Consider the following 19,834-nt stretch of genomic DNA (forward strand, 5'->3'; position numbering starts at 1 on the left):
TATCGGGAGTGGCGCACGCCACACGCACACCTCGGGGACCCTCGGGGGAGTTTCCCAGAGTCCCCGAGGGTCTCAGACCGTGAGTGGCCGGTCGGTCGGGTGGATCGGGCGGGGCAGGCGGGAGCCGGCCTGGCTCAGGTAGGCGTCCACGCCGTGGGCGGCGCTGCGCCCCTCCGCGATCGCCCACACGATCAGGGACTGTCCCCGTCCGGCGTCGCCGGCGACGAAGACGCCAGGCACCGAGGACATGAAGCTCGCGTCGCGGCGCACGGTGGACCGCTCGTCCAGCTCCACCCCGAGCTGCTCGAGCAGACCCTCGCGGCGGGGACCCAGGAAGCCCATGGCGAGGAGCACCAGCTGAGCGGGTATGACGCGCTCGGTGCCCGCCACCTCCTCGAAGCGGCCCTCGCGCAGCGCCACCTCGGAGATCCGCAGCCCCGCGACCTGGCCGTCCGTGTCGCCGAGGAACTCCTTGGTGGACACGGCATACACCCGGTCGCCGCCCTCCTCGTGCGCGGACGCGACACGGAAGAGCATGGGGTAGGTCGGCCAGGGCTGGTGGGGAGGCCGGTGCTCGCCAGGCTGCGGCATGATCTCCAGGCTGGTGACCGAGCGGGCACCCTGGCGCAGGGATGTGCCGATGCAGTCGGCGCCGGTGTCGCCGCCGCCGATGACCACGACGTCCTTGCCCGTCGCGGTGACCTGGTCGGCCACCCGCTCCCCCACGGCCACCCGGTTGGCGGGCGGCAGGAAGTCCATGGCCTGGTGGATGCCGCCCAGCTCGCGCCCGGGCACCTGCAGGTCCCGGGGCACGGTCGCCCCGATCGCCAGGACCACGGCGTCGAAGCGCTCGCGCAGCTGGTCGCCGGTGAGGTCCCGCCCGACGTCCACGCCGGTGCGGAAGATCGTGCCCTCCTGGGTCATCTGGTTGAGCCGGCGGTCGACGACGGACTTCTCCATCTTGAACTCCGGGATGCCGTAGCGCAGCAGTCCGCCGAGCCTGTCGGCCCGCTCGTAGACCGCGACGGTGTGCCCCGCGCGGGTCAGCTGCTGGGCGGCGGCGAGACCGGCCGGTCCCGAGCCCACGACCGCGACCCGCTTGCCGGTGAGCCGCTCGGGCGGCATCGGGTCGACCCGCTGCGCGTCGAAGGCCCGCTCGACGGTCGTGACCTCGACCTGCTTGATGGTCACCGGCTCGGAGTTGATCCCGAGCACGCACGCCGTCTCGCACGGCGCCGGGCACAGCCGCCCGGTGAACTCCGGGAAGTTGTTGGTCGCGTGCAGCCGGTCGATGGCGTCGCGCCAGTCCCCGCGCCAGGCCAGCGTGTTCCACTCGGGGACGAGGTTGCCCAGGGGGCAGCCGGAGTGGCAGAAGGGGATGCCGCAGTCCATGCAGCGGCTCGCCTGGCGCTGCAGCTGGTCCACCGGCTGGGCCTCGTAGACCTCGCGCCAGTCCTGGATCCGGACCGGGACCGGCCGGCGCTGCGGCAGCTCCCGCTCACGATGCTTGAGAAATCCACGAGGGTCAGCCACGAGAAGCCTCCATGATGCGCTCCCAGACCTCGGTGCCGTCGAGGTCCAGTCCGTCGGTCTCGGCCTGGGCCCGGACGTCCAGCACGCGCTGGTAGTCCCGCGGCAGCACCAGGGTGAAGCGGGGGTAGGCGGCGTCGAGGTCCGCGAGCAGCTCGCGGGCGACGTCGGAGTCGGTCCAGCGCAGGTGGTCGCGCAGCAACCCCTCGACCACCGGACGGTCCACGTCGCGCAGCGGCGACACGTCGACGAGCTCGGTGTTGACCCGGTCGGCGCGGGCGTCGAGCAGGTAGGCCACGCCGCCGGACATGCCGGCCGCGAAGTTGCGGCCCACCTCGCCGAGGATCATCGCCATACCGCCGGTCATGTACTCGCACCCGTGGTCGCCCACGCCCTCGACCACGGCGGTGATGCCGGAGTTGCGGACGCAGAAGCGCTCCCCGACGGTGCCGCGCAGGAAGACCTCGCCGGTCGTGGCGCCATACCCGATGACGTTGCCGGCGATGACGTTGTCCGCCGCGGTCAGGGTGGACGACTCGCTCGGCCGGACGACGACCCGACCACCGGAGAGCCCCTTGGCGACATAGTCGTTCGCGTCGCCGAAGAGCTCCAGGGTCACCCCCGCCGGGAGGAAGGCGCCCAGCGACTGGCCGGCCGAGCCGTGCAGCCGGACCGTGATGGTGCCGTCGGACAGCCCGTGCGGGTGGGCCGTGGTGACCGCGTGCCCCAGCATGGTGCCGACCGTGCGGTTGACGTTGCGTATGCCGGCGTCGATGGTCACCCGCTCCCCGCGCTCCAGGGCCGGGGCCGCCTGCTCGACCAACGTGTTGTCGAGCGCGTGCTCCAGGCCGTGGTCCTGGGCCTGGGTGCAGCGGCGGGCGCCACCGTCCTCGGGCACGGCCTCGGCGAGGACGGGCGACAGGTCCAGGCCCGACGCCTTCCAGTGCTCGATCGCCTTGCGGGCGTTGATGACCGACGACCGACCGATCGCCTCGTCCAGGCTGCGGAAGCCCAGCTCGGCGAGCAGCTCGCGCACCTCCTCGGCGATGTACTCGAAGAAGGTCTCCACGAACTCGGGCCGGCCCGAGAAGCGCTCGCGCAGCTCGGGGTTCTGGGTGGCCACGCCGACCGGGCAGGTGTCCAGGTGGCAGACACGCATCATGACGCAGCCGCTGACCACCAGCGGAGCGGTGGCGAAGCCGAACTCCTCGGCCCCCAGCAGCGCCGCGACGACCACGTCGCGGCCGGTCTTGAGCTGGCCGTCGGTCTGCACCACGATCCGGTCGCGAAGTCCGTTGAGCACCAAGGTCTGCTGGGTCTCGGCCAGGCCCAGCTCCCAGGGTGCTCCGGCGTGCTTGAGGCTGGTCAGCGGCGAGGCCCCCGTGCCGCCGTCGTGGCCGGAGACGAGCACCACGTCGGCGTGCGCCTTGGAGACGCCGGCCGCGACCGTGCCCACGCCGATCTCGGAGACCAGCTTGACGTGGACCCGGGCCTGCGGGTTGGCGTTCTTCAGGTCGTGGATCAGCTGGGCGAGGTCCTCGATGGAGTAGATGTCGTGGTGCGGCGGCGGCGAGATGAGCCCGACGCCGGGCGTGGAGTGTCGCGTCCTCGCGACCCAGGGATAGACCTTGTGGCCGGGCAGCTGGCCGCCCTCGCCCGGCTTGGCGCCCTGGGCCATCTTGATCTGGATGTCGTCGGACTGGGTGAGGTAGAGGCTGGTCACCCCGAACCGGCCCGAGGCCACCTGCTTGATGGCGCTGCGACGGGCCGGGTCCAGCAGCCGGTCGACGTCCTCGCCGCCCTCGCCGGTGTTGGAACGGGCGCCGAGGTTGTTCATGGCGATCGCCAGCGTCTCGTGGGCCTCCTGGGAGATCGAGCCATAGCTCATCGCCCCGGTCGAGAAGCGCTTGACGATCTCGCTCACCGGCTCGACCTCGTCCAGCGGGACGGCAGGCCGGTCGGGCGTCAGCTCGAAGAGCCCGCGCAGCGTCATCAGCCGCTCGGCCTGGTCGTTGACCCGGCGGGTGTACTGCTTGAAGATGTCGTAGCGCCGCTGCCGGGTGGAGTGCTGCAGCCGGAAGACCGTCTCCGGGTCGAACAGGTGCGGCTCGCCCTCCCGCCGCCACTGGTACTCCCCGCCGACGGGCAGGGTGCGGTGGGCGGGCTGCACCCCAGTGACGGGATAGGCCGTGGCGTGGCGTGCCGCGACCTCCCGGGCCACCACGTCCAGCCCGACGCCGCCGAGCTGGCTGACCGTGCCGACGAAGTACTCGTCCACCAGCTCCTGGGCGAGCCCGATGGCCTCGAAGACCTGGGCGCCGCGGTAGGACGCGACGGTGGAGATGCCCATCTTGGACATGACCTTCAGGACGCCCTTGCCGAGGGCCTTGATGAGGTTGCGGACCGCCTGCTCCGGGGTGACCCCCGTGACGATCCCCTGCCGGACGAGCACCTCCACGGACTCCATCGCCAGGTAGGGGTTGACCGCCGCCGCGCCATACCCGATGAGCAGGGCGACGTGGTGCACCTCGCGGACGTCGCCCGCCTCGACGACCAGACCCACCTCGGTGCGCAGCTTCGCGCGGATCAGGTGGTGGTGGACGGCCGAGGTGAGCAGCAGCGAAGGGATCGGGGCCAGCTCGTGGTCGGAGTCCCGGTCGGACAGCACGACGAACCGCGCTCCCCGCGGATCGCCTCGGCGACCTCGGCGCAGATCTCGCTCAGGCGGGCCCGCAGCCCCTCGGCGCCCTCGTCGACGGCGTAGAGCCCCCGCACCACGTGCGTGGCATAGCCCGGCAGGTCGCCGTCGGCGTTGATGTGGACGATCTTGGCGAGCTCGTCGTTGTCGATGACCGGGAAGGACAGCTCGACCTGGCGGGCCTGGGCCGGGTCGGGCACCAGGGCGTTGCCCTCCGGCCCGACCGCCGTGCCGAGGCTGGTCACCAGCTCCTCGCGGATGGCGTCCAGGGGCGGGTTGGTGACCTGGGCGAACAGCTGGGTGAAGTAGTCGAAGAGCATCCGTGGCCGGCTGCTCAGCACCGCGATCGGCGTGTCCGTACCCATCGAGCCGAGCGCCTCGGCGCCGTCGACCGCCATCGGGGTCAGCAGGACCCGCAGCTCCTCCAAGGTGTAGCCGAAGGTCTGCTGGCGCCGGGTCACCGACGCCGCGGTGTGCACGATGTGCTCGCGATCGGGCAGGTCCGCCAGGCGGATCACGCCGGCGCGCAGCCACTCGGCGTACGGCTGCGCGGCCGCGAGCTTCCCCTTGACCTCCTCGTCCTCGACCAGACGACCGGCTGCGGTGTCCACGAGGAACATCCGCCCCGGCTGCAGCCGCCCGCGACGCACGACCCGCTCGTCGGGGATCGGCAGCACGCCCGACTCCGACGCCAGGACGACCAGCCCGTCGTCGGTCACCCAGTAGCGCCCAGGGCGCAGGCCGTTGCGGTCGAGCACCGCGCCGACGAGCGTGCCGTCGGTGAAGGTCACGCAGGCCGGGCCGTCCCACGGCTCCATGAACATCGAGTGGAACTCGTAGAACGCGCGCCGGGCCGGGTCCATCTCGGCGTGGTTCTCCCACGCCTCGGGGATCATCATCAGCACCGCGTGCGGCAGCGACCGCCCCGCCAGGTGCAGCAGCTCGAGCACCTCGTCGAAGGACGCCGAGTCCGAGCCGTCCTCGGTGCAGATCGGGAAGAGCCGGGAGAGGTCACCGGGGACCAGGTCGCTGGCCAGCATGGACTCGCGGGTGCGCATCCAGTTGCGGTTGCCCTTGACGGTGTTGATCTCCCCGTTGTGCGCGATGTAGCGGTAGGGGTGCGACTTGGGCCAGCTGGGGAAGGTGTTGGTGGAGAACCGCGAGTGCACGACGGCCAGCTCGGTGGCGAAGCGCTCGTCGGACAGGTCGGGGTAGAACTGCTCGACCTGCGCGGTCGTCAGCATCCCCTTGTAGACCAGCGTCCGCGAGCTCAGCGACGGGAAGTACACGTGCGCCTCGTGCTCGGCCCGCTTGCGCAGGCAGAAGGCCACCCGGTCGAGCTCGATCCCCGACCGCTCCCCCGCCGCATCGGCGACGAAGAGCTGCGCGAAGGAGGGCATGCAGTCGCGAGCGACCTGGCCGACGCAGCCCGGCTCCACGGGCACCTCGCGCCACCCCAGCACCTCCAGGTGCTCCTCCGCGGCGATCCGCTCGATGGTGCGGACGGCCTCGGCGCGCTGGTCCTGGTCCATCGGGAGGTATGCCGTACCGACGGCATACCGACCCACCGCCGGGAGCTCGAACCCGGCCACGGCCCGCAGGAACTCGTCCGGGACCTGGGTGAGGATGCCCGCACCGTCACCGACCAGCGGGTCGGCACCGGTGGCACCACGGTGCTCGAGGTTGGTGAGGGCGAGCAGGGCCTGGTCGACGATGTCGTGGCCGGCGTGCCCGCGCAGGGTGGCCACCATGGCCACGCCGCACGCGTCGTGCTCCTGGTCCCCGCGGTACAGGCCCTGGTCGGCGGGCTGGGCCCCGAACCGGGCAAAGGTGGGCGGGATCACCGCCGTGGGGTCGGGCATCGCTGTCATCTGGCACCGTCCTTCGCACGCTGGCCGGACGACGGTCGCCGTCCGGTCGGGTCGCCACGCTGCGGGGACGACGGTGGCCCTGCAGCGTGCGTGCGTCCAGAGTGGCGGACGGGTCAGAGTGCAGACCTATTCAGTCCGCAGGATGAGATTGCACGTCTCGGGGTCGCGGACGGGACCGCTCGTGGCGGGCGAGCAGGAACCACCCGGCCCCGAAGGCCATGACGATCATCGAGGTCCACACGTTGAGGCGCAGCCCCATGATGGTGTTGGCGGTGTCGATGCGCATCAGCTCGATCCAGAGGCGACCGACGGTGTAGCCCACGACGTAGAGCGCGAACACCTGCCCCCGGCGGAGCACCACCCGGCGGTCGACCACCATGAGCAGCAGCGCCAGCCCGACGCACCACAGCGACTCGTAGAGGAAGGTCGGGTGATAGGTCCCGGCCACCACCGCGTGCCCGCCCGCGTCCCGGACCGCTGCGCCCTGGGCGGCGTCCCAGCGGTGGATCTCCAGGGCCCAGGGCAGGTCCGTCGGCCCGCCGTACAGCTCGTTGTTGAACCAGTTGCCCCACCGACCCATCGCCTGGGCCAGCGCCAGGCCGGGGGCGATCGCGTCGCCCATGTCCAGGAAGCTCACGCCGCAGCGGCGGCAGCCGATCCAGACCCCGACGGCGCCGAGGGCCACGGCTCCCCAGATGCCGAGCCCGCCCTCCCAGATCTTGACGGCGTTGGCGGGGTTGCCGCCGGGCCCGAAGTACGGCTGCCACGAGGTCGCCACGTGGTAGAGCCGGCCCCCGACGATGCCGAAGGGGACCGCCCACATGGCGACGTCGACGACCGCCTCCGGGTCGCCGCCGCGGGCGGCCAGCCGGCGCTGGGTCAGCCAGACCGCCGTGAGGATGCCCGCCAGGATGCACAGGGCGTAGGCCCGCAGCGGGAAGGGGCCCAGGTGCCAGACCCCCTGCTCGGGGCTGGGGATGGTGGCGATCACCCTGGCGGGCATCGTCACGAGGCTCACGTGCCGAGGATCGCCTTGCGGATCACGGCCGGGTCCATCTTCCCGTCGGCCTGGGCGGCCTGGATGGCCGGCATGAGCAGGGTGTCCTTGAGGTCCTTGCCGTTGACGAGGAACTGCGGGGTCCCGGTGTTGCCGGCCTTGGTCCCCGCCTCCTCCATCTTGGTGGCGAAGCCCTCCATCTTCTTCTCCTTGACGCAGGCCTGGAAGCCGGCGAGCTGGTCGCCGGACAGGCCGGCGCCCTTGGCGAAGGTCTCGGTCAGCTGCTGGTCGGTGTAGCCGTCGCCCTCCTTGGCGGGCTGCGCCTTGAAGACCTGGTCGTGGTAGGCCACGAAGACACCCGCGGCGTCCGCGCAGCTCGCGGCGGCGGCGGAGCGCAGCGAGGACTTGGGGTTGGGGACCTGGCCACCGCGCTCCAGGTTGCCGTCCAGGAAGCTGCGGATGCGGTACTCCAGCGAGATCTCACCCTTGTCGGCCATCTCGTTGATGGTGGGGCCGACCACGTCCTCGACGTGCTTGCAGATCGGGCACTGGAAGTCCTGGTAGACCACCAGGGTCGGCGCGCCCGGCTTGGCCTTGCCCGGGTTGACGACGATGCCGGATCCGTCCTTGTTGGCGTGGGGCGGGTTGGTCGCGCCGGCGATCGTGGCCTGGGTGGCGCTCTGGTGCGAGCGCTGGGACAGCACCGCCCAGGCGACCGCGGCCAGGACCAGCAGGGCGACCAGGGAGGCGGCGAGGACGACCTTGCCCTTGCCGTCCTTCGGGGCGGCTGCCTGGGCCTGGGCCCGGCGGTCCTCGTAGCTCGTGCTCATCGTTGGGGCTCCTCGTCGGTGGGGATGGGGGGATGAAGCAGGTCGGACCGATCAGCGGCGCGGGCCGCCGTGCAGCCACCGGTCCATGCTGACAGGGCTGTCCGGGCGCAGCCCGAGCCACACGCCGCAGGCGGCGAGGGCCAGGTCGCGGGCGATCTCCCAGGGGTACTTCGCGGTGGCCGCGCCCGGGTCGATGGTCCCCCCGCCGCCGAAGCAGCCGCAGTCGATGGAGATGCCGCGGGCCCAGACGCTGGCGATGCCGCCGACGAAGACGAGCATCAGCACCGCGCCGGCCAGCCCCGACAGCCGGGTGAACAGGCCGAGCAGCAGGAGCAGGCCGAGGGCGAGCTCGAGGACGGGCAGCACGTAGCCGACGACGTTGGCGACGTCGTACGGCAGGATCTGGTAGGCCCGGACAGCCTCGGCGGAGGTCTCCAGCGCGGTGATCTTGCTCAGGCCGGACCACACCAGGACCCCGCCGAGGACCAGTCGGGCCACGAGGCTCGCCCAGGACTGCCAGGACCGGTGCGGCTCCGGGTCCTCGCTCGTGCCGGCGTCGGTGGTGGTGGAGATCGTGCTCATCGCCGTCCTTCTCGTACTCCTCGGGCGAGCTCGCCGACGAGCTCGCACAGCTGGGGCAGGCCCTCGCCGAGCGCGCGGACCAGGGCCGAGCCGACGATGACGCCGTCGGCGTAGCCTGCGACCTGGGCGGCCTGCGCCCGGGTGGACACCCCGAGGCCCACGCACAGGGGCGTGTCGGTCACCGCACGGGTGCGCTCGATCAGGGCGGCGGCCTGCGGACCCACCGCGGCGCGGGCGCCGGTGACGCCCATGACCGCGGTGACGTAGACGAAGCCGCGGCAGGCGGCCGTGGTGCTCGTCAGCCGCGCGGGCGTGGTGGAGGGGGCGACCAGGAAGATCGGGTCCAGGCCGTGGACGTCGGCCGCCCGCAGCCAGTCGCCGGCCTCGTCGGGGATCAGGTCGGGAGTGATCAGGCCGGATCCGCCCGCCTGGGCGAGCTCGGCCGCGAAGCGGTCGACGCCATACCGCAGCACGGGGTTGTAGTAGGTCATGGCGACGGCGGCGGCCCCGGCCTCGTGCACCGCCCGCACGGCGCGGAAGGCGTCGGCGAGTCGCACGCCTCCGGCGAGCGCTGTCACGGCCGCATCCTGGATGACGGGCCCGTCCATGACCGGGTCGCTGTAGGGGATGCCGACCTCGACCACGTCGCAGCCGGACTCGACGAGCGCCACCATGGCCTCGATCGAACGCTCCACGTCGGGAAAGCCGACGGGCAAGTAGCCGACGAGCGCGGCGCGGCCCTCGTCGCGGCAGGACCGCAGGACCTGGCTCAGGTGACTGGTCACTGGCCCACCCCTTCGTTGTCGGTGACGGGCTCGGCGGCCTTGATCTCCTCGGCCCGGGCGAAGTCGTCGCCGTCCATCAGCCCGAACCAGCGCGCGGCGCTGTCCACGTCCTTGTCGCCGCGTCCGGACAGGTTGACCAGGACGATCCCCTCGGGGCCGAGCTCGCGACCCAGGCGCATCGCCCCGGCGAGGGCGTGGCTGGACTCGATGGCGGGCAGGATGCCCTCGGTGCGCGCGAGCAGCGAGAACGCCTCCATCGCCTCCTCGTCGGTCACGGGCAGGTAGGTCGCCCGGCCGCAGGCGTGCAGGGCCGCGTGCTCCGGGCCGACGCTGGGGTAGTCCAGGCCCGCGGACACCGAGTGGGACTCGATGGTCTGCCCCTCGTCGTCCTGCAGCAGGTAGGTGAACGCGCCGTGCAGGACGCCTGGGGTGCCGGTCGCGAACCGTGAGGCGTGGCGGCCGGACTCGACGCCTTCTCCCCCGCCCTCCAGGCCGACGAGCCGGACCCCCTCGTCGGGGACGAAGGCGTGGAAGATGCCCATGGCGTTGGACCCACCGCCGACGCAGGCGCAGACCACGTCGGGCAGGCGTCCGGTGAGCTCGAGCACCTGGGCGCGGGCCTCCTGGCCGATGACCGTGTGGAAGTCGCGCACCATCTCGGGGAAGGGGTGCGGCCCGGTGACGGTGCCCAGGACGTAGTGGGTGCTGTCGACGTGGGCGACCCAGTCGCGGAAGGCCTCGTTGACGGCGTCCTTGAGGGTGCGCGAGCCGTGCTTGACGGGTATGACGGTCGCGCCGAGCAGCTTCATCCGGGCGACGTTGAGCGCCTGGCGCTCGGTGTCCCGCTCGCCCATGTAGACCACGCACTCGAGCCCCATGAGCGCGGCCGCCGTGGCGGTGGCGACGCCGTGCTGGCCGGCGCCCGTCTCGGCGATGACGCGGGTCTTGCCCATCCGGCGGGTGAGCAGGGCCTGTCCGAGGACGTTGTTGATCTTGTGGGAGCCGGTGTGGTTGAGGTCCTCGCGCTTGAGGAGGACGCGCGCTCCCCCGCAGTGCTCGGCGAAGCGCGGCACCTCGGTGATGATGCTGGGGCGGCCGGTGTAGGTGCGCTGCAGGTGCTGCAGCTCGGCCACGAACTCGGGGTCGGCCCAGGCCTTGCGGCGCTCCTCGTCGAGCTCTTCCAGGGCGGCGATCAGCGCCTCGGGGACATAGCGTCCGCCGAACTCGTCGAAGCGGCCGATCGGCTCGCCGGGGTCGGCGTCGCTCGGGGAGCGGTGGGTGCGCGGCATGCGGGGTCCTCCTCGCCGGCTCAGTGACGCAGCGCGGGATGGGCCCCGGCCGCCAGCAGGTTGGCGACGGCCTCGCGAGGCTGACCGCCGGTGACGAGCGACTCGCCCACCAGGACGGCGTCGGCGCCCGCTCGCGCGAAGTCCATCACGTCGTGAGGGCCGCGGACGCCGGACTCGGCGACCCGGACGACGGTGTCGGGCAGCAGGCGTGCGACCCGGCCGAAGGTCGACCGCTCGACCTGCAGGGTCTTCAGGTTGCGGTTGTTGACGCCGATGACCGAGGCCCCGGCGTCGAGGGCCCGGCGGGCCTCCTCCTCGTCGTGCACCTCGACCAGCACCGTCATGCCGAGCGACTCGGCGCGCTCGCGCAGCGAGACCAGCACGTCCTGGTCGAGCGCGGCGACGATGAGCAGGACGACGTCGGCGCCGTGGGCCCGCGCCTCCCACACCTGGTAGGGGTCGACCATGAAGTCCTTGCGCAGCAGCGGCACGTCGACCCGGGCGCGGACGGCGTCCAGGTCGGCCAGGCTGCCCCCGAAACGGCGCTCCTCGGTCAGCACCGAGATCACGGTGGCGCCGCCGGCCTCGTAGTCCGCCGCGAGCCCGGCCGGGTCCGCGATCAGCGCCAGCGCACCCTTGCTCGGGCTGGACCGCTTGACCTCGGCGATGACCCGCACGCCCTCGGTGCGGCCGACCGCGAGCGCGGCCCGGGCGTCCTTGGCGCACGGCTGCCCGGCCACGCGCTCCTGGAGGGCGTCGAGCGGGATCCGCTCGCGCCGCCCGGCGAGGTCGGCACGGACGCCGGCGATGATGTCATCGAGTACGGAGGCCACGGGGTCAGGCTAGCCACGCGCTCGGGTGGACACCCAATCGTTCCACGGACCGGCCCACGACCTGGGGGGATACCTGCCAGGATCGGGGCGGCGCGGTCAGTGGTGGTGCGGGCTGTTGGTGAAGGAGTCCTTGGCGCCGCCGGCGCCGTAGCCCGCCTTGGCCATGGCGATGCCGACGACCGGGCCCAGGGCCAGCAGCACCACGCCCAGACCCATCAGCCAGAAATTGAGCAGCACCACGGCGATCGCCAGGATCACGGCGCCGAGCAGGAGGACCCCGACGGCCGCCCAGGACGCCATCGACTGACCGTGGTTGTCGTGGGTGACCCGCTCGTTGACGGACGGGACGGAATCGGGACGGTCGGGCATCGTGGCTCCTGCTCGTGCGTTCTGGTGCGGGCTGGGTGGTGCGGGCTGCTCGGACGGGCCGCCGTCGCCTCCGCGGTCGCCGTCGCCGAGGGTCATTGTGTCAGGTCGCGTGCGGGGGTGGCTCGTCGTCGTGCTCCTGGGTCACACGATCCCACAGCGACAGCTCCCGGGCCGCCGCGGCGCCCGTGGCGTCGCTCACCGCCCGTGCGGTGGGGGCGTCGTAGCGCCGGGAGAGCCCGCGGGTCCGGTCCGCCCGCGTCAGGGCGAGGACGCCCGCGAGGAGCAGCGGCGCGGTGGCGGCGAGCGCGGTCCAGGCCGCCCAGGTCGGGTGGGCGCTCACCTGGGGCGGGGAGGTGCGGCCGGTGCGGGCGGCGAGGTCGGCGGCCAGAGGGGCGGCCGGGTCGCGCAGGAACCACCCCAGCGCGACGGCGCAGCCGAGCCCGGCGAGCAGCAGGAGGGCGGCGGCGAGGCGGCGCACGACCGGGCCGGCGGTGACGGCGACCACCGCGGCGGCCGCGGCGGCGAGCCCGAGGGCCCCGGCCAGCGGGACGAGCGCGGAGCCCGTGGCGCTGACCGCCGACCCGGCCACCAGGGCCTCGCGGGAGCTGCCGGTGGCCCAGGTCTGGGTGATCAGCGCGAGCACCAGGCCCGCGCCGAGGGTGGTGAGGAGCAGGACTGAGCGGGTCGTATGCCGCCCGGCTGCGCCGGGAGAAGCGGTCCCGGGGCCGTCGTCGCGGGGCCCCGGGCCGCCAGGCCGGGTGGAGGGCTGCGGGTCGCTCACGGTGCCCGCAGCCCGGTCGCGGCCGCCACCGCGCGCAGCGCTGCCGCGGCCTTGGTCACCGTCTCGCGGCGCTCGGTCTCGGGCACCGAGTCGGCGACGATCCCGGCGCCGGCCTGGACGTGGGCGACCCCGTCGCGGACGAGGGCGGTGCGGATCGCGATCGCCATGTCCAGGTCGCCGTGCAGGTCGAGGTAGCCGACGACGCCGCCGTACAGCCCGCGCCGGCTGGGCTCGAGCTCGTCGATGAGGGCGAGCGCCCGCGGCTTCGGCGCCCCGGACAGGGTGCCGGCGGGGAAGGTCGCGGCGAGCGCGTCGTACGCCCCGAGCCCGTCCCGGAGCGTCCCGACGACGGTGGACTCGATGTGCATGATGTGGCTGTAGCGGCGCACCTGCATGAACTCGACCGTGTCGACGGATCCCGCGTCGCAGACCCGTTGGAGGTCGTTGCGGGACAGGTCGACGAGCATGACGTGCTCGGAGCGCTCCTTGGGGTCGGCGAGCAGGTCCTGCTCGTGCTGGACGTCCTCCTCCGGGGTGGCGCCGCGGGGGCGGGAGCCGGCGATGGGGTGGGTGATGACCCGGCGGCCGGTGACCTTGACCAGCGCCTCGGGGCTGGAGCCGACCACGTCGTAGCTGCCGCCGTCGGGGTCGGGGCAGCGCAGGAGGTACATGTAGGGGCTGGGGTTGGAGGCGCGCAGCACGCGGTAGACGTCCAGGGCGTCGGCCGGGCAGGGCACGGTGAACCGCTGGGACAGGACGACCTGGAAGACCTCCCCGGCGCGGATCGCCTCCTGGCCGGCCTCGACCATGGCCAGGAAGTCCGCCTCGGCGACGTTGCTGGTCGCCTCGGGCCGGACCGGCTCGACGACGGCGACCGTGGAGGGCGCGGGCTGCGCCAGGTCGCGGGCCATCTGGTCCAGGCGGGCGACGGCCCCGGCGTGGGCCTCGTCGACCCGCTCGTCGGTGCCGTCGACGTTGATCGCGTCGGCCACCAGCAGGATCGAGCCGTCGCTGTGGTCGAGGACCGCCAGGTCGGTCGCGAGCATCATGGCCAGCTCGGGCAGGTGCAGCTCGTCGGGCGCCCGGTCGGGCACGCGCTCCCAGCGGCGGACGGCGTCGTAGCCGATGAACCCGACCAGCCCACCGGTGAGCGGCGGCAGCCCGGCCAGCGGCTCGGTGCCGAGGAGGGCGAGGGTGTCGCGCAGCACCTCGACCGGGATCCCCTCGGTGGGCAGCCCCGCGGGCACGTCCCCCAGCCACCGGGCCTCGCCGGCGCGCTCGGTCAAGGTCGCGAGGGCGCGGGCGCCGACGATGGAGTACCTGCTCCACACGCCGCCGTGCTCGGCCGACTCGAGCAGGAAGGAGCCGGGGCGGTCCTGGGCGAGCTTGCGGTAGACCGACAGCGGGGTCTCGGCGTCGGCGAGCAGCCGGCGCACGACCGGGACGACCCGGCGGTCCCGGGCGAGCTCGCGGAAGGTCGCCAGGTCCGGCCAGGTGACGCCGAAGGACAGGTCGGGGGTGGGTGCGCTCATGCGGTGGCCTCCGGTCGGGTGCCCTGGACCGCGCCCAGGTCGGTGAAGAAGCAGGTCCGGTCCCCGGTGTGGCAGGCCGCGCCGACCTGGTCGACGCGGACCAGCAGCGCGTCCCCGTCGCAGTCCACGGCCACGCTGCGCACCCACTGGGAGTGCCCGGAGGTGTCGCCCTTGCGCCAGTACTCCTGGCGGCTGCGGCTCCAGAAGGTCACCCGTCCCTCGCTCAGGGTCCGGCGCAGCGCCTCGTCGTCCATCCACCCGAGCATCAGCACCTCGCCGGTGTCGTGCTGCTGGACGACGGCGGCGACCAGGCCGTGGTCGTCACGCCTGAGGCGGGCGGCGAGGTCGGCCGGGAGGACGTCAGGACGTGTGCCGGAGGGCTGCGGGTCGGGGTGCACGAACGTCATTGTGCCAAGTCGCCCGCCCCGGGCCGGTGATCGTCTCGTGCCGTCGCCGCCTCGTGGTCGTGGCTCACGGGGATCACGCCCGACCCTGGGGGTGCCCGGGGACGCTCGCGATCGCTCACCGTGCCGGGGTGGTCCCCGCGGTGCGAGAGTGGACGCATGACGAGACTCGCCCACGCCCAGCGCCAGGCCCTCTGCGACGCCTTCGACCGGCTCGGGCCCGACGCGCCCACCCTCGACGAGGGGTGGACGACGCGCGACCTGGCGGCCCACCTCGCCACCCGCGACCGCCGCCCCGACGCCGTCCCCGGCATCGGCCTGCCCCTGCTCGCCTCCTGGACCCGCAAGGTGCAGGCGGAGTACGCCGCGCGCCCCTGGCCCGAGCTGGTGGACCTGGTGCGGTTCGGGCCGCCGGCCTATGCCGTGACCCGGATCCCCGCGGTCGGCGAGCGGGTCGACCTGGCGGAGTACTACATCCACCACGAGGACGTCCTGCGCGCCCAGACCCCGGCGTCGTCGGTGCCGGTCACCCCCGAGCTGGAGCGGGCACTGTGGGCGCTGCTGCCCGTGATGGGTCGGCTGCTCCTGATGCGGGCCAAGGTCGGCGTGCGGCTGGCCTGCGAGGGCTTCGGCGAGGAGCTGCTGCACGCCCCCACCGACGCGGGCACGGTGACCCTCACCGGCCGCCCCGGCGACCTGCTGCTCCACCTGTCCGGGCGGGGCGAGGCTGCCGACGTGGCGGTCACCGGTCCACCGGCCGCCGACGCGGCCTACCGCGCCACCTCCCTCGGGCTGTGACCTGAGCCGACGAGCGGGTATGCCAGATGCCCTTCTGCGCCATACCCGCTCGTCGCACCACCCGCGCGGGCGCTCAGCGGACCTGGTGACCCGCCTCGCGCAGCGCCGCCTTGACCTGACCGATCGTCAGCTCGCCGTAGTGGAAGACGCTGGCCGCCAGCACCGCGTCGGCCCCGGCGTCCACCGCCGGCGCGAAGTGCCCCAGCCGGCCTGCCCCACCGCTGGCGATCAGGGGGACCGTGACCGCCTCGCGGACCAGCCGCACCAGCTCCAGGTCGAAGCCGTCCTTGGTGCCGTCGGCGTCCATGGAGTTGAGCAGGATCTCCCCGGCTCCCAGGTCCGCGGCGCGCGCGCACCACTCGACCGCGTCGAGGCCGGTGCCCCGCCGCCCGCCGTGGGTGGTCACCTCGAACCCGCCCGTCGCGCGGTCCTGCTCGTCGCGCCGCCGCCGGACGTCGGCCGACAGGACGAGCACCTGGTCGCCGAAACGGTCGGCGATCTGCGCGATCACCTCGGGCCGGGCGATGGCGGCGGTGTTGATGCCCACCTTGTCCGCGCCCGCCCGCAGCAGCCGGTCCACGTCGTCGACGGTCCGCACTCCCCGCCGACGGTCAGCGGGATGAAGACCTGCTCGGCGCAGCGACTGACCATGTCGTAGGTCGTCGCCCGGTCCCCGCTGCTCGCGGTCACGTCGAGGAAGGTCAGCTCGTCCGCCCCCTGCGCGTCATAGGTGCGAGCGAGCTCGACCGGGTCGCCCGCGTCCCGCAGGTCGTCGAAGTTGATCCCCTTGACGACGCGGCCGGCGTCGACGTCGAGGCAGGGGATGACACGGGTCGCGACGCTCATGGTCCGATGCTAGGTCGTCGACGACCGGACCTCGGCACCGTCTCGGGAACACCCTCCGGCGGCGCCGGTCACGCCCAGCGTCGTCGCGGGTCGCCCCCGGCGACGGCGGACCGTCGTGGGACAGGGGAGCTTCGTGGGGCAGGTGCTCGCAGGACGCGTTCGCACGTCGTACGTCCAGGTGGGCGCCGCGCGGGGGCGGACCCCGTGCAGGCGCTGCTGACCGGCACGGACCAGGAGGCGCGACTAGCCTGACGACCATGACTGCCGAGCCCGTCACCGAGGCGGTCACCGCTCTGCTCGCCCTCGCCCGTGCGCGCGGGCCCCGGTGCGGCGCCGTGACCGTCCTCGCCGTCGACGGCCGTAGCGGGTCCGGCAAGACGACCCTCGCCGCCGTGGTCACGGACCGGCTGCGGGCGGACGGGACGGACCCGGTCGTCCTCCACCTCGACGACGCCTACCCGGGCTGGGACGGTCTGTCCCAGACCCCACCGGCGCTCGCCGAGAGCCTGCTGCGGCCGCTCGGTCGGGGCCGCGCCGGATGCTACCGACGGTGGGACTGGATCGCGGACCGCCCGGGCGGCCTGGTCGAGATCCCCCGCGACACGGCCTGGCTCGTCCTCGAGGGGGTGGGTGCGGGCACCCGTCCGATCCGGCCCTGGCTGAGCGCGCTCGCGTGGCTCGAGGCCCCCACGCCGGTGCGCCGACGCCGAGGTCTGGACCGCGACGGCGAGAGCTATGCCCCGCACTGGGAGCGGTGGGCCCGGCAGGAGGACGCGCTGCTGGCCGGCGACCCGGTCCACGATCACGCCGACGTCCAGGTGGATACGCGAGACTGAGCAGGTGGGCGACGAACCGAAGGACATGACCGACCAGGGCCCGGACCTCCAGGTGCCGGGCCGGGCGACCGGCACCCCCGTCGGGCAGATCGACACCCTCGCGACCCTCGTGCGCACCGCCCAGGAGCAGATCTGACCATGCAGCGCGACCTGAGACCCGACTGGGGTGACCGCGCCGTCCGGGTGGGTCGCTCCTCCGCCCGCGTGACCCGCCACGGCCTGCTGCGCAGCGGGCGGCGGCTGCGCCAGCGGCTGTTCTTCATCGCCCAGTGCTCCGTGGGCGCCGCCACGGCATACTCCCTGGCGCACTACGTCTTCCACATCAGGTCGCCGCTGTTCGCCCCCGTCGCCGCCATCGTCGCCCTCGGCATGACCTACGGCCAGCGGCTGCGGCGCGCGGTGGAGATCACCATCGGCGTGGCGGTGGGGGCCTTCGTCGGCGAGAGCTTCGTGCACCTCTTCGGCATCGGACCGCTGCAGGTCTTCCTGATCGTGGCGGTCGGGATGATGACGGCCACCCTGCTCGGGGCGGGGCAGCTCATGGCCAACCAGGCCGGCATCCAGGGCATGATCGTCGCCCTGCTCGCGGCGGCACCCGGCGGGGCCTTCGGACGGTGGTTCGAGGCGCTGCTCGGATCCGTGGTCGCGCTGGTGTTCGCGTCGTTCGTGCCCAGCTCCTCGTTGATACGTCCCCGCAGCCAGGCCAGCAAGATCCTCGACGCGCTCGGCGACCTGCTGCACGAGACCTCCACCGCGCTGCGCGACGACGACCTGGAGGCCTGCGAGGACGCCCTCGGGGCTGCCCGCTCCACGGAGAAGGACCTCACCGCCCTGCGCGGCTTCTCCGCGGACAGCCTCGAGGTGATGCGGGTGACGCCCTTCCACCGGCAGCACCGCCCGGCCGTCGCGGAGGTCGCCAACCTCATGGAGCCCATGGACCGGGCCATCCGCAACGCGCGGGTGCTGATCCGCCGGGCCACCGTCGCCCTGCAGAACGGCGAGCACGTCCCCGACCCCTACGTGGACGCCATCGACCGGCTCGCGGACGCCGTGGACCACATGGCCGACGCCCTCAGCGCCGGCCGCCTCTCGGACACCCTGGAGCCCGAGCTGCTCGAGATCGGCCGGCTCACCCGCACGCCCGACCCGGACGCGACCCTGTCGGCCGAGGTGATCCGTGCCCAGCTGCGGTCCATCGTGGTGGACCTGCTGCAGGTGCTGGGGCTGAGCTTCGACGACGCCCAGCACCACATCCGACAGGTGCTCGTCACCGATCTCGGCGACGACGCCGCGCCGCCGCTGCCGCAGTGAGGTCGCGGACGGTCAGCGTGCGTCGTCGGCTCCTGCCGCGGACGACCGTGGCGGGGCCCCGGTGGCCCGGGCGGACGCGGCGCCGTCGACGTAGTCCTCGTCGACATACATGCCGGGGGTGTCCAGGACCAGGTTGGTGCCGCCTGCCCGGTCCGCCTGCTCCCGCAGCGCGCTCGGCGCGACGGCGCGGGCGAGGTGGTAGAGGACCACGGTGACGACGGTGCCCAGGGCGATGCCGCCGAGGGTGAAGTCCGAGGTGATCCGCAGCGAGGTGTCTCCGATGCCGATGATGATGCCCGCGGCGACCGGCACGAGGTTGACCGGGTTGCCGAAGTCGACGCCGTTCTCCTTCCAGATCTTGGCGCCCAGCAGGCCGATCATGCCGTAGAGCACGACGCAGATCCCGCCGAGCACCCCGCCGGGCGTCGCGGAGACGACGGCGCCGAACTTCGGGGAGAAGCCGAACCCGATGGCCACCAGCGCGGCCACGACGTACGCCGCGGTGGAGTAGACACGCGTCGCGGCCATGACACCGATGTTCTCGGCATAGGTCGTGGTGGGACCGGCGCCGACCCCCGTGGCGAGCACGGAGCCCAGGCCGTCGGCCATGATCGCGCGGCCCATCTCCCGGTCGAGCGGGGCACCGGTCATCTCGGCGACCGCCTTGACGTGCCCGGTGTTCTCGGCGACGAGGGCGATGACCACGGGCAGCGCGAGCAGCGCGTAGGTCCAGGACAGCTGGGGCAGGTGCCAGCCGACGACCGTGCCGGACGTGGGCGGCGGGAAGCCGAACCACGGCGCCGCCGACACCGCCGACCAGTCGACGCGCAGGTGCTCGACGACACCGGTCGGGCTCCTGGGCGAGACGGCCCCGGGCTGGAAGCTCGTGATCGGCCCGCTCACCCGGTCCAGCACCCACGACAGCAGGTAGCCGACCAGGAGCGACAGGAAGATCGCGATCCGCGACAGGAAGCCCCGCACACCCACGTCGAGCAGCACCACCACGAGCATGACGACGAGCGCCACCCACTGGTCCTGCGGCCAGTAGGTCCGGGCGACGACGGGCGCGAGGTTGAAGCCGATCAGCATGACCACCGCGCCGGTCACCGCGGGCGGCAGCGTGCGGTGGATCGCCGAGGCGCCGGCCAGGTGGATGATCAGGCCCACGACGAGCAGGGCGACGCCGCACCACAGCATCGCGCCGGACACGTGCGCCGGCGACCCGCCCGCGGCGTAGATCGCGGTCGCGACCCCCACGAAGGAAGCCGACGACCCGAGATAGCTCGGCACCCGCCCGCGCACCACGGCCAGGAAGATCAGGGTGGCGACACCACTCATCATCACCGCGAGCTGCGGGTTGAGCCCCATCAGGATCGGGAAGACGAAGGTCGCGCCGAACATCGCCACGACGTGCTGGGCGCCCAGACCGATGGTCTTGCCCCAGCTGAGCCGCTCGTGCGGAGCGACCACCGCCCCTGGCTCCAGAACCCCGTCGTTGTGCAGCGTCCACAGCGCCATCAGCATGCTCCTCGCCGGCCAGTC

Annotated in this window: 16 protein-coding genes and 2 pseudogenes; 4 read left to right on the forward strand and 14 right to left on the reverse strand. The window is 73.2% G+C overall.

All coding sequences use genetic code 11. The features are described from left to right. Nucleotides 1-72: 72 nt before the first annotated feature. From MM438_RS08675 to hisI, 12 genes and pseudogenes are all read right to left on the reverse strand, one after another. Nucleotides 73-1,533, reverse strand: a complete 1,461-nt coding sequence (locus tag MM438_RS08675; protein ID WP_241452071.1) for a glutamate synthase subunit beta — start codon at nt 1,531-1,533, stop codon at nt 73-75. After that, nucleotides 1,526-6,090 (reverse strand): annotated as a pseudogene (gltB, locus tag MM438_RS08680) (glutamate synthase large subunit). Before gltB ends, MM438_RS08675 begins: the two are co-directional and overlap by 8 nt. 139 nt (nt 6,091-6,229) lie before the next feature. Beyond that, a complete protein-coding gene (gene lgt / locus MM438_RS08685; protein WP_241453405.1) occupies nt 6,230-7,102 on the reverse strand; it encodes a prolipoprotein diacylglyceryl transferase in 873 nt (290 codons plus the stop codon). A gap of 11 nt (nt 7,103-7,113) precedes the next feature. Further along, nucleotides 7,114-7,926, reverse strand: coding sequence for a DsbA family protein (locus tag MM438_RS08690; protein WP_241452072.1), 813 nt, complete (start codon nt 7,924-7,926; stop codon nt 7,114-7,116). Between the two features lie 51 nt (nt 7,927-7,977). Further along, the gene (locus MM438_RS08695; protein ID WP_241452073.1) at nt 7,978-8,508 is read right to left on the reverse strand and encodes a MauE/DoxX family redox-associated membrane protein; all 531 of its coding nucleotides are present in this window, start codon (nt 8,506-8,508) and stop codon (nt 7,978-7,980) included. Beyond that, the gene (gene trpA, locus MM438_RS08700; protein WP_241452074.1) at nt 8,505-9,293 is read right to left on the reverse strand and encodes a tryptophan synthase subunit alpha; all 789 of its coding nucleotides are present in this window, start codon (nt 9,291-9,293) and stop codon (nt 8,505-8,507) included. Before trpA ends, MM438_RS08695 begins: the two co-directional genes overlap by 4 nt. Beyond that, the gene (gene trpB, locus MM438_RS08705; RefSeq protein ID WP_241452075.1) at nt 9,290-10,582 is read right to left on the reverse strand and encodes a tryptophan synthase subunit beta; all 1,293 of its coding nucleotides are present in this window, start codon (nt 10,580-10,582) and stop codon (nt 9,290-9,292) included. Before trpB ends, trpA begins: the two co-directional genes overlap by 4 nt. A gap of 20 nt (nt 10,583-10,602) precedes the next feature. Next, nucleotides 10,603-11,415 (reverse strand): indole-3-glycerol phosphate synthase TrpC, encoded by an 813-nt coding sequence (trpC, locus tag MM438_RS08710; protein ID WP_241452076.1) that lies wholly within the window; start codon nt 11,413-11,415, stop codon nt 10,603-10,605. A 96-nt stretch (nt 11,416-11,511) separates the two neighbouring features. Then, on the reverse strand, nt 11,512-11,784 hold the full coding sequence (locus tag MM438_RS08715; RefSeq protein ID WP_241452077.1) for an HGxxPAAW family protein: 273 nt from the start codon (nt 11,782-11,784) through the stop codon (nt 11,512-11,514). Nucleotides 11,785-11,884: 100 nt separating this feature from the next. Then, nucleotides 11,885-12,565, reverse strand: coding sequence for a Trp biosynthesis-associated membrane protein (locus tag MM438_RS08720; protein WP_241452078.1), 681 nt, complete (start codon nt 12,563-12,565; stop codon nt 11,885-11,887). Next, nucleotides 12,562-14,097 carry an anthranilate synthase component I gene (locus tag MM438_RS08725; protein WP_241452079.1) on the reverse strand — a complete coding sequence of 512 codons (1,536 nt, stop codon included), beginning with the start codon at nt 14,095-14,097 and terminating at the stop codon, nt 12,562-12,564. Before MM438_RS08725 ends, MM438_RS08720 begins: the two co-directional genes overlap by 4 nt. Then, nucleotides 14,094-14,504, reverse strand: coding sequence for a phosphoribosyl-AMP cyclohydrolase (gene hisI, locus MM438_RS08730; RefSeq protein ID WP_241452080.1), 411 nt, complete (start codon nt 14,502-14,504; stop codon nt 14,094-14,096). The genes MM438_RS08725 and hisI overlap by 4 nt, the downstream gene beginning before the upstream one ends. Nucleotides 14,505-14,660: 156 nt before the next feature. Here hisI and MM438_RS08735 point away from each other — a divergent pair, with 156 nt between their 5' ends. After that, on the forward strand, nt 14,661-15,299 hold the full coding sequence (locus MM438_RS08735; RefSeq protein ID WP_241452081.1) for a TIGR03085 family metal-binding protein: 639 nt from the start codon (nt 14,661-14,663) through the stop codon (nt 15,297-15,299). Between the two features lie 73 nt (nt 15,300-15,372). On the opposite strand, the pseudogene hisF reads toward MM438_RS08735, so the two are convergent. Continuing rightward, nucleotides 15,373-16,145, reverse strand: a pseudogene (hisF, locus tag MM438_RS08740) (imidazole glycerol phosphate synthase subunit HisF). Nucleotides 16,146-16,402: 257 nt separating this feature from the next. Here hisF and MM438_RS08745 point away from each other — a divergent pair. The 3 genes from MM438_RS08745 to MM438_RS08750 are packed head-to-tail and all read left to right on the forward strand — an operon-like array spanning nt 16,403 to nt 18,292. After that, on the forward strand, nt 16,403-16,981 hold the full coding sequence (locus MM438_RS08745; protein WP_241452082.1) for a nucleoside/nucleotide kinase family protein: 579 nt from the start codon (nt 16,403-16,405) through the stop codon (nt 16,979-16,981). A 4-nt stretch (nt 16,982-16,985) separates the two neighbouring features. Then, entirely contained in the window at nt 16,986-17,117 is a 132-nt protein-coding gene (locus MM438_RS16315; protein WP_277627946.1) for a hypothetical protein, read from the forward strand. 2 nt (nt 17,118-17,119) lie between these two features. Continuing rightward, nucleotides 17,120-18,292, forward strand: a complete 1,173-nt coding sequence (locus tag MM438_RS08750; RefSeq protein WP_241452083.1) for an FUSC family protein — start codon at nt 17,120-17,122, stop codon at nt 18,290-18,292. A 12-nt stretch (nt 18,293-18,304) separates the two neighbouring features. Here MM438_RS08750 and MM438_RS08755 read toward each other — a convergent pair whose 3' ends face one another. Further along, on the reverse strand, nt 18,305-19,810 hold the full coding sequence (locus tag MM438_RS08755; RefSeq protein ID WP_241452084.1) for a uracil-xanthine permease family protein: 1,506 nt from the start codon (nt 19,808-19,810) through the stop codon (nt 18,305-18,307). Nucleotides 19,811-19,834 lie beyond the last annotated feature (24 nt).

Origin of the sequence: Arsenicicoccus dermatophilus (assembly GCF_022568795.1) — a bacterium.
Lineage (GTDB): Bacteria > Actinomycetota > Actinomycetes > Actinomycetales > Dermatophilaceae > Arsenicicoccus > Arsenicicoccus dermatophilus.